Here is a 12,910-nt window from a genome sequence, read left to right as displayed (position 1 = left end):
TATGAAAATTACAGACTTGTTGAAATTAGATACAATTATTATCGATTTACAAAGTGATACAAAGCAAGCTGTTATTGATGAATTGTCTGGGAAGTTAGCCAAAGCCGACAAATTAAATGATGAAAATACTTTCAAAGCAGCCATTTTAAAACGTGAAGAACAAAGCACCACAGGGATTGGTGAGGGAATAGCTATTCCACACGCAAAAACAAGTGCTGTGAAAACACCGGCTATCTGTTTCGGTAAATCGGTATCAGGTATTGATTATGAGTCGCTTGACGGTCAGCCAGCACATCTATTTTTTATGATTGCAGCTAGCGAAGGGGCCAATACAGACCACTTAGAGACACTCTCCCGGCTTTCTTCATTACTAATGGATACAAACTTCAGGTCCCGTCTGATTTCTGCTACTTCCAAAGAGGAAGTGCTAGGCATAATCAATCAAAAAGAACAGGAAGCGGATGAAGAAGAAAGAGAAGAACAAGAAGAACAACGAACAAGTGCCACTGCTATAAGTACCAAAGGAAAAGTTCTTGCCGTTACAGCTTGTCCAACCGGGATTGCCCATACTTATATGGCGGCCGATGCCTTGAAGGCGAAGGCAAAAGAAATGGGAATCGATTTCAAAGTAGAGACAAATGGTTCAACGGGAATCAAAAATGGGTTAACAGCTAGAGATATTGCAGATGCTGATGCGATTATTGTTGCTGCGGATAAGCAGGTCGAGATGGATCGTTTTAATGGAAAACATGTCATTATCGTCCCAGTTGCCCATGGTATTAGGAAGCCTGAAGAACTGCTAAATCGGGCCATAAATCAGGATACACCAGTTTATAAAGGAACCGGGAATGAAAGAAGTGAGGATGGTGATTCATCAAAAGGAGGGCTTGGGATTTACAAGCATTTAATGAACGGTGTAAGTAATATGCTTCCATTTGTTGTAGGAGGCGGAATCTTGGTTGCGCTTTCTTTCTTTTTCGGAATTGAAGCAGCAGATCCAACAAAGCCTGAATTTAATCCCATTGCCAAAGCATTAAGTGATATTGGCGGAGGGGCTAGCGGTGCCTTCTTCTTGCTTGTCCCGGTACTAGCCGGTTTCATTGCCTCAAGTATCGCTGATCGTCCAGGTTTTGCTCCTGGTATGGTTGGAGGGTTATTGGCAGCACAAGCTAATGCTGGTTTTCTAGGTGGTCTAATTGCTGGTTTTCTTGCCGGATATGTCGTTTTATTATTGAAAAAATTGTTTTCCAAGTTGCCACAGAACTTCGAAGGGATTAAGCCAGTTTTACTTTATCCTGTATTCGGCATGTTAATTACAGGTTTAATCATGATATTTGTAATAAATGAGCCAGTAACTGCAGTAAACATAGGCTTAACCAACTGGCTACAAGGTTTATCAGGTACGAATGCTATTTTGCTTGGATTGATTTTAGGAGGTATGATGGCTGTAGATATGGGTGGACCCCTGAATAAAGCCGCTTTCACTTTCGGACTTGCAGCTATTGAAGCACAAAGTTTCGGGCCTCATGCTGCCGTAATGGCAGGTGGAATGGTACCTCCTCTCGGAATTGCCTTTGCGACTACATTCTTTAAAAGTAAATTCAGTGAAATGGAAAGAAAATCTGGATTCACTAATTACTTTATGGGTGCATCATTCATTACAGAAGGAGCTATTCCTTTTGCGGCAGCTGACCCTTTTCGAGTTATCGTAAGCAGTGTAATCGGGGCTGCAACAGCTGGTGCACTGTCGATGGCTTTTAACGTCACTCTTCCGGCACCACATGGCGGTATATTTGTTATCCCGCTAGTCAATCATCCATTTCGCTATATGCTGGCAATATTAATAGGTTCTCTTATTACTGCGTTTATATTGGGAATCTGGAAAAAGAAACAGAAATAAATCACGAAAAAAGGCGGGTTCAATAATCATTGAACCCGCTTTTTTCATATCCACTCTAAAATTTCAATTCGATTACCAAAGGGGTCGGATACATAAATTCGATTTGCTCCTGGTAGCTTTTTATCTTCAATAAAAGGTATATGATTACTTATTAGATGTTGTTTAAGGTCTACTAGATTTTCAACTTCTAGAGCTGGATGGGCTTTCCGTGCTGGAATAAAATGATCTTCGGTTCCAATATGAATTTGGATCGATCCAGATTTAAACCATACTCCTCCATTGGACTTTAAAGTTTCAGGCTTATCAATTTCCTGAAACTTTAATACATTAGTGAAAAACTTCCTTGCTATCTCTTCTGTATTTTTAGGAGATGCTAATTGGAAATGATCGATGGATATAAAATTAAAGCTCATCTTAATACGCCTCCTCATTCCTTATATATCCAATTTTAATGCAATACTGTTAATAAGAACAGATTAATCTATTTATTAATGTCGATAAGTTATTCTTATTTTTACTATTTAATTCTGCATAATTAAACGAACAAAAGCATGTTTTCAAATGTTTTTGGGTATGTGTATAAAAAGGTATTAAAGGAGTGGAACGTTCATGCTGAAGAAAAATTCATTAAAAACTACTAAAAGGGATGATATGATTGATGTTACAACAGAAGTGCAGGCATTTATCACGGAAACTGGTATTCAAGAGGGCATAGCTCTTGTATATTGTTCACATACTACTGCTGGAATCACGATTAATGAAAATGCGGATCCAAACGTCAAAAAGGATATGCTAAGGAGGCTGGACGAGCAATATCCATGGAATCATACTCTAGATCTACATATGGAAGGGAATACTGCAGCCCATTTGAAATCAAGTACGGTAGGTTCGTCACAACAAGTGATTATTCATAAAGGAAGTTTGATTCTGGGTACATGGCAGGGTCTTTATTTTTGTGAATTCGATGGTCCTAGAGAGAGGCAGTACTTTATCAAATTGACTAGTTAAGGCTAGGAATAGTCAGGTAAGGGTAAAATAGGAGGAATCAGATTGGATGATGTTTGGATTAAAGGAAGAAATGTAGTATTGAGAAACGTAAAAAAAGATGATTTAAAACTTTTGTGGAGCTTAAAGTATGGGGAAGAGAATCCAGAGTGGAAAAAATGGGATGCACCATATTATCCTCACGAACTCATTGATTTTAATACGTATATCGATAAAGAAGAGAAACATCGGAACTATGATGAGAAAATGGGAGTATACTCCGAGTTAATAATGGAAAAGGATCATCAAATAATCGGATCAATTGTATATTATTGGGAACATGAACCATCGCGTTGGCTTGAAATCGGTATTACTATTTTTGAGACCAATTATTGGAATGGCGGATATGGCACGGAAGCCATAAAGTTGTTTATCACCTATTTATTTGAAAACATTGAAATCGAACGGGTTGGACTGACGACCTGGTCAGGAAATGAGCGGATGATGGCTGTTGCATTAAAAGTAGGTATGCAACTTGAAGGAAGAATGAGGAAATGCCGTTATTTTGATGGTTATTATTACGATTCCATAAGGATGGGAATTTTACGTGAAGAATGGGAATCCCTTCAAAAAATAAATAATTAAGCGGATTTGAAAGAGTTAAATAAAAATTCAAAGTGTGTAATATTTTACCTGGATTCCCTTGGAAATAATTTAGCACTGTTTTCTCCAATTGGGTCTGTTATCCTAGGTAGATGCTTAACAAGGAGGTTACAGGATGAAATTATCAGCATTATTAACAGTGATAATAACTCTAAGCGTCATCGTACTTGGAATAGCATTCCCTTTTGGAACCATAAGTAAAGCTTCTAATGGCGCAAAAAAACATGTCATTAAGCAAGGTGAATCGATATGGGATATTGCGAAGCAATACGGAGTGCCAATTGGTACGTTAAAAGAAGTCAATCATAATGAAAATAATGTTGCCGATCCAGGTAAAACATTGATTATTCCTCATGTAATGAGTGAAAATGATAAAGATCTATTAGCTAGGCTGGTGCATGCTGAAGCAAAAGGAGAGCCATACCGAGGAAAGGTCGAGGTTGCGGGAGTTGTTTTGAATCGCCTAGATAGCAATGAATTTCCCGATACGATCCGTGAAGTGATTTATCAAAAAAATCAATTCTCCCCTGTTGGTGATGGTAGTATTAATAAAGCAGCAGGAGCTGATGCAAAGAGAGCTGTAAATGAAGCTATAGCGATCCATGGCTACACAAATGATGCCTTGTATTTCTGGAACCCAAGTATATCGGACAGCGAATGGATGAAACAATTGGAGGTAATCAAAATTATTGGCGGCCACCATTTTGCCATTTAACTAAAATTCTCAAGGACCGGCTCACCATTTAATGGAGCCGGTCCTTTTTTCTATACCGGCTACAGTTAGACGATAATTGGTGGTGGAACGACATGGTGGAAAATCTTTTTCTTGATAATTACATATATATAAGTCAAAGATTAAATTACTTTCCTATATTGCTTTGAAGAACTGATGTATAATTGAGAAGAATTTCAAAACAATAATTTTTTCCTAGATTAAGGAGCTGTAACGTGGCTAATACACATGTTTATACAAAAAAAGAAGAAGTGGTAAATGCAATTACTCATGGAGTAGGTGTCTTGTTAAGTATTGCCGCTCTTGTGTTTTTAATAATTTTCTCAGTTCAGAAAGGGTCGGCCTGGCATGTAGTGATTTCAGTCATTTATGGGGTTTCCATGCTACTCTTATATGTTTCTTCAACTTTAGTTCATAGCTTTCCAGCAGGGAAAACGAAGGACCTATTTGAAATCTTTGATCATTCAGCAATTTATCTCTTCATAGCAGGAACGTACACGCCTATCATGCTGCTTGTAATCCAAGGGACACTAGGATGGACACTGCTTGGAATTGTATGGGGAGTGGCAGTTATAGGCGTTGTATTCAAAGCTTTCTTTGTGAAGAAGTTTCTTTTCCTTTCTACGATTCTTTATATCGCGATGGGGTGGTTGATTGTTATTGCATGGGGGCCACTATCAGCAGCAATGCCTTCAACAGGTATCCAGCTATTGGTTGCAGGGGGATTGCTTTATACGTTTGGGGCTGTCTTTTATGTTTGGCGCGGTTTCCCTTATCATCATGCTGTTTGGCATCTATTTGTGCTTGCAGGCTCTGTCGCGCACTTCTTTGCTGTATTGTTTTATATCATTCCCCTTTAATCCTAGAAGGACTTTATTCTTTAATCTGCTCTACCTTATGACACTTGGAAGAGGTTTTAATTGCATTCTTTTAGGAAATAAATAAGCTATACAGACTAAGGAAGGAAATGACTTATGAGAAAAACAATAAAAGTACTATCACTCCCATTTGCAGCCATGCTTGTTATGGCTGGGTGCGGGGAAGATAACGATGAAGTTAAGAATCGACCGGTTGAGGAAAATGAAAACCAAGCAGAAACCAATTCTGAAACAGGAACGGATAATAATAAAAAGCTGCCTTTTACTTTTAAGGATTTTCAATTAGAAGTTGACTATGCAGGTAATGACAACGAATATGAAGCAGAATATGATGCGATGGGAGTCCAAACAGAAGCCTCTATTGATGACCAACTAAATAAACACGAAGTCCACAGTGAAGAAGCGTTGGAAGAGCTAACGCCGATATTAGAAAAGTTGACATTCACCAAAGATTCTTCTGATGATGAGGTCATTCAAGATGTAACAAAGGCTTTTAATTTGAAAGATGATTATGAAGAATTCGACTTAGAAGTGACTTACGATGATGGTACGAAAAAAGAATATAAAGTGTATAATAAATAATTCAATATCAGCTACATAATCCTATATGAAATAGTATTTTTTTGCCCAATATCGTAGCGAATTCATGTTCCTTCAATAGTTGTCAAAACACTATTACTATAGTAAAATGATTACGGTTAGCAAAGGGGTTAACATACATTTGCTATTCATATTCGGACTTATGGGGATAGGACCGCAATAATTACTTGTAAAAAAAGATTCTTTTTCAGAAAGAGTCTTTTTTTTTCCTTCCTTTAACTTCAAAAAAACTTGATCAAGATGGATTATTTGCGACTTACTTGAAATAGTATTTATAGAGATATAACAGACAGGAACTTCAAGAATTCAGGGGTTGATATTATTCTTTTTTAAAATGTAAGAGAGGATACCACAATTGTGGTATCCTCTCTTATGATTACCTGGATAGAAATATTATGAGATTGTTGCATTTTTTTTAGGTAGCAGTTTAGCAGATGCTAACCTTGAACGAATCGTAATGCCAAGCCATGAGGCAAGGAAGGCTTTTAGGGTACCGACAATTACAAATGGAGCAAATCCACTAGCTATGGCTGCTGTCCATGTTAATGAAGCCATATATTTTAGCCATACCGTCCCTATGATTAAGGTAATAATCATCCCGATGATATTTGCAAGGAAAGCTATTGCAACTGTAAAACGGGTCTTTTCTAAAATCAGACCGGTAATATAGACTGTTGGTATATAGGATAATAAATAACCGCCAGTCGGACCGAATATTTTTGCAAGTCCTCCAGACATTTCAGCAAATACCGGTACACCTGCAGCCCCAATAAACAAGTACAATAAAACTGAAGAGGTTCCATAACGTGAACCAAGTATAGTAGCCGCCAGTCCAATGGCCAGAGTCTGACCTGTAATCGGAACTAAAGGCAGTGGGATAGTAATTTGGGCGAATATTCCTATTAGTGCTGCAAATAAGGCTGTAACCATCATCATTCTTAATTTTTCATGACTTTCCTTCATAATGTTGCCTCCTATTGTAAACCCATCCGTTAGTTAAGTTAACATATAAGAATTTTAATATGATAAGTAAACGCTGTCAATAATATTTTGAATTTTTCTTTTTATAAAGCTGTTTTTAAAAGATTAAGTATTAAAATGTACTGAGAAGGAGTGTCCGGATTTAAAAGAGAATGATAAAAAAATGAAACCTTTAAAGCTTTAATTCGTATAATTTGGTAGGGAAAGTATTTAAAGGGGGAATATAACAATACTTTTTTGCATATATAGGTTAGAACAATACATAAACTAATCAGTTAGAAGCTTACTTCAAGCTGTTTAGGTATTGGGGCATAAAAAATCCAATTTAAAGGATGAAAGAGATGGAGTTATTTGGGGTTCCATTAGAAACAATTTATTTATATGGATTAATTATTTCCGGTGTACTAACTTTTTTATTTATTTTGTTTAATGATATATTTTCCGGATTAGAATTACCGGACCAATTTAATCCAACTCTCATTTTTAGTTTTTTAACTGTATTTTTTGCAAGTGGTTTTTTGTTTGAATCGGTTACAGCTCTTAATGGTGGAGTGATTGCGGCGATTTCCTTGCTTATATCATTGTCCACTGTCACCTTATTGAATGTATTTGTTTTGATTCCCATCTCATCAGCAGAGGAAAGTTTAGCATTTCATGATAATGACCTGAGAGGAAGGGTTGGAAGGGTGCTGACATCCATCCCAGTTGACGGGTTTGGCGAAGTCTTAATTGAGAGTATTAGTGGCAGCATTGCGAAGACCGCTGCCAGTTTTAAAAATGAAGGAATTGCATCAGATACTAAAGTCTTAATTATTGAAGTCAAAAATGGGGTTGTCTATGTGATGCCTCATCAAAATTAATAAAAGGTTCGGAGGTAGTTTATGTTTAGTTTAATTTGGGTTGTTGTTGCTATTGTTGCTTTTTTACTTATTGCACTTATTGCTGTCTTTGTTACGAAATACCGTACGGCTGGTCCTGATGAAGCATTGATCGTAACTGGAAGCTACTTAGGTAGCAAAAATGTTCATATCGATGAATCAGGGAATAAAATTAAGATTGTCCGTGGTGGAGGGGCATTCGTTTTACCAGTGTTCCAGCAAGCAGAGCCATTGAGCTTGCTGTCAAGCAAACTTGAAGTCTCTACTCCCGAAGTGTACACAGAGCAGGGTGTCCCGGTCATGGCTGATGGTGTATCAATTATAAAAATTGGTGGTTCAATCACTGATATTGCCACTGCGGCAGAGCAATTTCTTGGAAAATCCAAGGATGATCGTGAACAGGAAGCACGTGAGGTACTTGAGGGACATCTTCGTTCCATTCTTGGCTCGATGACAGTCGAGGAGATTTATAAAAATCGCGAAAAATTTTCCCAGGAAGTACAGAGGGTGGCTTCACAAGATTTGGCGAAAATGGGACTCATCATCGTATCGTTCACAATTAAAGATGTCCGAGATAAAAATGGATATCTTGAATCCCTTGGTAAACCAAGAATTGCACAAGTAAAGAGAGATGCAGATATTGCAACAGCGGAGGCAGAGAAAGAAACGCGAATCAAGCGTGCAGAAGCTTCAAAGGAAGCCCAGCGTGCTGAAGTCGAACGGGCTACAGAAATAGCGGAAGCCGAAAAAATCAACAAGCTAAAGGTCGCCGAGTTCCGACGCGAGCAAGATATTGCCAAAGCCCGAGCTGACCAAGCTTATGACCTAGAAACTGCAAGGTCAAAACAGGAAGTTACGGAACAGGAAATGCAAATCAGAATCATCGAGCGGCAAAAGCAAATCGAGCTTGAAGAAAAAGAAATTCTCCGCCGTGAAAAGCAATATGATTCTGAGGTGAAGAAAAAGGCGGATGCTGACCGCTATGCGGTAGAGCAAGCAGCCTCTGCTAATAAGATGAAACAGATTACAGAAGCGGATGCCGATAAATATAAAATTGAAGCTATGGCGAAAGCAGAAGCAGAACGTGTAAGAATGGATGGACTTGCAAAAGCGGATGCACAAAGGGCCCAAGGTACGTCGGAAGCAGAAATTATCCGGTTAAAAGGGGTGGCAGAAGCGGAAGCTAAGCAGAAGATAGCTGAAGCCTTTGAACAGTTTGGGCAAGCGGCAGTGATGGATATGATTTTGAAAATGCTACCGGAATATGCTAAACAAGTAGCAGGTCCACTTAGTAATATCGACAAAATTACCGTAGTGGATACGGGTGGAAGTGGTGCGAATGGTGGTGCGAATAAAGTGACTGGGTATGCAACAAATTTAATGGCAACATTGCAGGAGTCATTAAAGGCTTCTTCAGGCATTGATGTCAAAGACTTACTTGAGAATTTCTCAGGTAAGCGTAATTTACCATTATCCACTATCAATCAGGAGAATGGTGAAGCGAATCTGAATATGGCAGCAAGTAAGGAAGAGTAACGGTGAAGAAAATAAAAGGAAATCATACTGTTCATCACTTAAAATTAAAGCTGATGTATTAGAACAAGAAGTACTGCAAAAGACAAATCAGTATTTAAATAAAATAAATAATATTGAAAATTAAAAAACAAGTAACAAATAATTGGATTAAGATTAGGCAGCTCAAAACCAATACAGAATGGTTATTGAACTTACTTATTGAGAATAAAATAACAGAGAGTCATTTTCAGAAAGATATATATCAATCGACCAATAAAATTGATATATTACTGAATGAAAAAGTTGAAATAGAACAAAAGATTCCAAGGTATAATTATTTATTAAATTTGGTAAAACAATATGGCTCATTAATCGATGTTTTATTTGAAAATAGAGTAGTGCTGGAGAGTTTAATAGGGTTTAAATAAAAATAAACAACCAAGGATGAAACTTAATTGGTTGTTTATTTTTTATTTTTTAATAAAAGCTTATATTGGTTTTTTGTTTCGCTATTACTAAATGTTTTAAACTTATATTTGTATGCACTTAAAACTTTATCTATTTGATCATCTGTACTTAATTGCATTGAACTATTAATTTTAAAAGAAAATTGGTTATTACTTATTTGTGACGATGTCATCTTATACGTTGAAATCAGAGTCTTATCCTTTGAAAAAACAAATAATTGTTGGTGTGTACTGTTTCTAATCATATTTAAAAGTCCACGAAAACTATTTTCATTCTTATCCTTAGAAATTATTGAATACTCAACATAATCATCATTTGTTAAGTTGTTAATACATATAATTTGAGCTTGATTATCTACACCTACAAATTTAAATACATAGTAAATATTATTAAGAGGGATTTGTTGTTTTAAAGCTATCGTTAAATTATTTGAGTAACTAAGTGAAAATTCTATAGTTGGATTGATATATTTTTTTATTAATTGATCCGCTGAAATAGAAGTGATAGATTTTAAATATCTTATAAGCGCACCATATGAAACCCTGTTTTTAGTATCTATATCGATAGGGGGTTTATTATTAAATTTAATCAAAATTAAAGGTAAAATAAAAAATGTAATTACTATAGTTATTAGAGATAACAAAATAACAATAAAATCACCTGAACTAAGTTTATCTTTTAATAAAATGTAACCAATTCCTGATATTAGCCATGTTAAACCAGATAAATAAGATATTATAAAAAAGAAACGTAATGTCAGCTTATAAACATTTTGATTTGATAGGACGTATATCAGTTCGTTAACCAACTCTTGAATAGTTAGTTCTGGGGTGGTAACTTCTTTTATTGCTTCTTTAATTTGTCTTGATATATCATTGGATTTTATTATTTGTCTTTCATTATATTGGCTAAATATTATGGTAGTTAATGCTAACAGGGCTACTACTACAGCAGAAGTCCAAGTGAGATAATTAATTGATGTTATCGTAATTCCATCAATAAATGAATAAATTTTATTATAAAATATTCTAATCATTTTTTATTAATTCTAAAAAAGAGTTTATTACTTCTTTTATTAAATCCATATTATTTGTAAAGGGGAATGTAATTAATCCATTATTATATATTTTTATTAGATTTGAAACGTCATTGAACTTTAACATACCAACAATTCCATAAATTTCATCAGCCTCAATTATGTTTAGATTATTTCCTGTATTTGTTTGTATTAAATTTTCTTTTATGGGAATTTTTAAGATCTCGAAAGTGACCTCTTCATCTAAAAGCAACTTTAATGTCTTTTTAAAGAATTTTGAATGTTGTACACTTGAGGTAAATAAAAAGAACAAATTTGATCTTCGTATAAAATTTATTACATTCATATTCCCATATTCAAATGAATTAGAATAATGTATTTCTCCAACATCATTTTCAGGGGTGTAAAAATTTATTGAATAGAATTTCCTTGAAAGATTCCCAGTATTGTTATTTTCAAAAAAGGAGAAGTTTTTCAATTTTTTTCAGTCATGTTGTTAACGCGGATTACTATCGCACTGTTAGAAAAGAACATCAAACTCCTCCTTATTTTTATTTGGTAGCAATTGCATATTTTTCAATAAAATATTTTTTTATTGCAATTCTATCATCTTGATTTTCAATAATCTCTAATAATTCAGCTTGAATATTAGAAACTAATTCTAGTAAAGTTTTTGGCTTTGGTAAATTTTCAGTTATTAACCTTAATCCATTTTCAACGGTATCATCCTCGTAGATAAGGTCCATTAAACTGTTTTGAATATTAATACATATTTCCCGATTTCTTACTTCGTCGTCTTCCCCATCTCCAAAGATAAAGGCTAGTCGTCCCCTTAGGTCAATTTTAAAGCTTGCGCCATGATGTACTTCACTTCCAAGTATGTTATGAATTTTTGCAAGTGAGACTTTTAAAGTATGTACTGTATCTCCGTTGTGTATTCTTTGAAGAACCTCATTAGATGACAATAAATCTGTACCATTTAATGTCATTCTCTGAATGTCTCGAGAATCAATATTGGTAAAATTTATTGAATCTAAAGTAATTCTATATTCCAAAGAAGGTAGAGTATCAAGTAGTAAGTTTATAATTAGCAATGTGGTTGGTGAAAAGTCAGTAAAGTTTTTATTTTTAATTTTTAGTGCCCTTTTTAATATATAGTAAGGGCGTATGGCGTAGCCTTGTGATGAAAGATAATCAAGAATATTCTTGTGACTTTTCTCATTGGGTGATTCTGATGAAATGAATTTTTTGTTCTTTAAATCGAAAGTGATTTTTATTGTACCTAATGACTTTCTTATTCTTTCATTAGTAATAAAATCGACCATTGATTCTTCAAAATCTAACTTGCATTGAATAATTTCATCATTTGCATCGTACTCAACGTTTTCTCTTAGTTGATAAGTAAAATCCCCGTATCTAATTTCATTACCAAATAATCTTCCTATGTTACGTGCAAAATCATTTTTATGAACAGATGTTTCTAGATTGTTAATATAATAAGGATTTTGAGAAGAATAATAGTGTTCAAGAACGTAGTATAGTTCTTCCAAAATTTCCTCAGCATCATCTTCACGTTCGTTAATGAAATTAACAATATATGTATAACAATCACCCTTAGTACTAAATGAAATTGAAGTTTCATGTTCATTTTGAAAATAGTCTGATACCGCCTCAAGACGTTTATTAATATGAAGATTAAATCTCATTTTCCTTTGATAATAATCTGTAAACCGTTCAAGATTCATTGTCATTCTCCTAGATTTAATAACATTTTGTACCATCTATTTTATCAGTAAAACAGTTAAATCACTATTGTTTTTTTGTTCTACACTGTTAGTAATGGTGTTCCGGTCATGGCTGATGGTGTATCAATAATAAAAATTGGTGGTTCAATCACTGATATTGCCACTGCAGCGGAGCAATTTCTTGGTAAATCCAAGGATGATCGTGAACAGGAAGCACGTGAGGTACTTGAGGGTTGTATAGGTATAGTCGGGGTTTATTAAGTTTAAATACTAAAAGATTGCGAGGATACTGGTGTATGCCCTATTTTTCAATCCCAATTTGTCCACTGTCTGGGGTAATAGAATAAAACTATTAATTAAATCCTCAAATTGACTATACGAATTTTTTCTGGCTACTGGAGAGACAAACTCAATTATGCTGCTGGTTTTATTCGATTATCTTCTTCTAACCGTAGAAGCAAACCAAATTTATCTTTTCACAACCAGTTCCTTGAGTTTATTATCGAAGAGGTAAAGCGCGAAGTGAATA

The 12,910-nt window shown here is 35.1% G+C and carries 14 protein-coding genes and 1 pseudogene; 10 read left to right on the top strand and 5 right to left on the bottom strand.

The genetic code is table 11. From position 1 onward, the window contains the following. Position 1 precedes the first annotated feature (1 nt). Entirely contained in the window at positions 2-1,900 is a 1,899-nt protein-coding gene (locus JFV29_RS16810) for a PTS fructose transporter subunit IIABC (RefSeq protein ID WP_201185345.1), read from the top strand. Between the two features lie 44 nt (positions 1,901-1,944). On the opposite strand, the gene JFV29_RS16805 is transcribed toward JFV29_RS16810, so the two are convergent. Then, positions 1,945-2,313 (bottom strand): VOC family protein, encoded by a 369-nt coding sequence (locus tag JFV29_RS16805; protein ID WP_201185344.1) that lies wholly within the window; start codon positions 2,311-2,313, stop codon positions 1,945-1,947. Between the two features lie 196 nt (positions 2,314-2,509). On the opposite strand from JFV29_RS16805, the gene JFV29_RS16800 reads away from it, so the two are divergent. The 5 genes from JFV29_RS16800 (at position 2,510) to JFV29_RS16780 (ending at position 5,740) form a co-directional block, all read left to right on the top strand. Continuing rightward, entirely contained in the window at positions 2,510-2,908 is a 399-nt protein-coding gene (locus JFV29_RS16800; protein ID WP_201185343.1) for a secondary thiamine-phosphate synthase enzyme YjbQ, read from the top strand. Positions 2,909-2,950: 42 nt separating this feature from the next. Further along, on the top strand, positions 2,951-3,529 hold the full coding sequence (locus JFV29_RS16795) for a GNAT family N-acetyltransferase (protein ID WP_201185342.1): 579 nt from the start codon (positions 2,951-2,953) through the stop codon (positions 3,527-3,529). Between the two features lie 133 nt (positions 3,530-3,662). Further along, positions 3,663-4,262, top strand: coding sequence for a cell wall hydrolase (locus JFV29_RS16790; protein ID WP_201185341.1), 600 nt, complete (start codon positions 3,663-3,665; stop codon positions 4,260-4,262). Positions 4,263-4,495: 233 nt separating this feature from the next. Further along, positions 4,496-5,140, top strand: a complete 645-nt coding sequence (gene trhA / locus JFV29_RS16785; protein ID WP_056520697.1) for a PAQR family membrane homeostasis protein TrhA — start codon at positions 4,496-4,498, stop codon at positions 5,138-5,140. A 114-nt stretch (positions 5,141-5,254) separates the two neighbouring features. Beyond that, complete coding sequence (locus JFV29_RS16780; RefSeq protein ID WP_201185339.1) at positions 5,255-5,740, top strand: YusW family protein; 486 nt, start codon at positions 5,255-5,257, stop codon at positions 5,738-5,740. Between the two features lie 411 nt (positions 5,741-6,151). On the opposite strand, the gene JFV29_RS16775 is transcribed toward JFV29_RS16780, so the two are convergent. Continuing rightward, on the bottom strand, positions 6,152-6,721 hold the full coding sequence (locus tag JFV29_RS16775) for a biotin transporter BioY (RefSeq protein ID WP_056520693.1): 570 nt from the start codon (positions 6,719-6,721) through the stop codon (positions 6,152-6,154). Between the two features lie 359 nt (positions 6,722-7,080). On the opposite strand from JFV29_RS16775, the gene JFV29_RS16770 reads away from it, so the two are divergent. From JFV29_RS16770 to JFV29_RS16760, 3 genes are all read left to right on the top strand, one after another. Further along, on the top strand, positions 7,081-7,599 hold the full coding sequence (locus JFV29_RS16770; protein ID WP_201185337.1) for a hypothetical protein: 519 nt from the start codon (positions 7,081-7,083) through the stop codon (positions 7,597-7,599). A gap of 21 nt (positions 7,600-7,620) precedes the next feature. Continuing rightward, the gene (locus tag JFV29_RS16765) at positions 7,621-9,153 is read left to right on the top strand and encodes a flotillin family protein (RefSeq protein ID WP_201185335.1); all 1,533 of its coding nucleotides are present in this window, start codon (positions 7,621-7,623) and stop codon (positions 9,151-9,153) included. A 113-nt stretch (positions 9,154-9,266) separates the two neighbouring features. Further along, positions 9,267-9,560, top strand: coding sequence for a hypothetical protein (locus tag JFV29_RS16760; protein WP_201185333.1), 294 nt, complete (start codon positions 9,267-9,269; stop codon positions 9,558-9,560). A gap of 35 nt (positions 9,561-9,595) precedes the next feature. Here JFV29_RS16760 and JFV29_RS16755 read toward each other — a convergent pair whose 3' ends face one another. The 3 genes from JFV29_RS16755 to JFV29_RS16745 all read right to left on the bottom strand — a co-directional run bounded on the left by JFV29_RS16755 (position 9,596) and on the right by JFV29_RS16745 (position 12,381). Further along, positions 9,596-10,636 (bottom strand): hypothetical protein, encoded by a 1,041-nt coding sequence (locus JFV29_RS16755; protein WP_201185331.1) that lies wholly within the window; start codon positions 10,634-10,636, stop codon positions 9,596-9,598. Continuing rightward, the gene (locus JFV29_RS16750; protein ID WP_201185329.1) at positions 10,629-11,114 is read right to left on the bottom strand and encodes a hypothetical protein; all 486 of its coding nucleotides are present in this window, start codon (positions 11,112-11,114) and stop codon (positions 10,629-10,631) included. The genes JFV29_RS16755 and JFV29_RS16750 overlap by 8 nt, the downstream gene beginning before the upstream one ends. 73 nt (positions 11,115-11,187) lie before the next feature. After that, a complete protein-coding gene (locus tag JFV29_RS16745; RefSeq protein ID WP_201185327.1) occupies positions 11,188-12,381 on the bottom strand; it encodes a hypothetical protein in 1,194 nt (397 codons plus the stop codon). 96 nt (positions 12,382-12,477) lie between these two features. Here JFV29_RS16745 and JFV29_RS16740 point away from each other — a divergent pair. Beyond that, positions 12,478-12,615: pseudogene (locus JFV29_RS16740) on the top strand (hypothetical protein); the annotation flags it as partial. Positions 12,616-12,910: the final 295 nt, after the last annotated feature.

The organism is Peribacillus sp. TH16 (genome assembly GCF_016651095.1).
GTDB classification, from domain to species: Bacteria; Bacillota; Bacilli; order Bacillales; family DSM-1321; genus Peribacillus; species Peribacillus butanolivorans.
This window is presented reverse-complemented; position numbering and strand designations above follow the sequence as displayed.

Coding starts and splice junctions, on each gene's coding strand:
- JFV29_RS16775 (WP_056520693.1), bottom strand. CDS start 6,721: ATGAAGGAAAGTCATGAAAAATTAAGAATGATGATGGTTACAGCCTTA.
- JFV29_RS16755 (WP_201185331.1), bottom strand. CDS start 10,636: ATGATTAGAATATTTTATAATAAAATTTATTCATTTATTGATGGAATT.
- JFV29_RS16765 (WP_201185335.1), top strand. CDS start 7,621: ATGTTTAGTTTAATTTGGGTTGTTGTTGCTATTGTTGCTTTTTTACTT.
- JFV29_RS16770 (WP_201185337.1), top strand. CDS start 7,081: ATGGAGTTATTTGGGGTTCCATTAGAAACAATTTATTTATATGGATTA.
- JFV29_RS16805 (WP_201185344.1), bottom strand. CDS start 2,313: ATGAGCTTTAATTTTATATCCATCGATCATTTCCAATTAGCATCTCCT.
- JFV29_RS16780 (WP_201185339.1), top strand. CDS start 5,255: ATGAGAAAAACAATAAAAGTACTATCACTCCCATTTGCAGCCATGCTT.
- JFV29_RS16745 (WP_201185327.1), bottom strand. CDS start 12,381: ATGAATCTTGAACGGTTTACAGATTATTATCAAAGGAAAATGAGATTT.
- JFV29_RS16800 (WP_201185343.1), top strand. CDS start 2,510: ATGCTGAAGAAAAATTCATTAAAAACTACTAAAAGGGATGATATGATT.
- JFV29_RS16790 (WP_201185341.1), top strand. CDS start 3,663: ATGAAATTATCAGCATTATTAACAGTGATAATAACTCTAAGCGTCATC.
- JFV29_RS16810 (WP_201185345.1), top strand. CDS start 2: ATGAAAATTACAGACTTGTTGAAATTAGATACAATTATTATCGATTTA.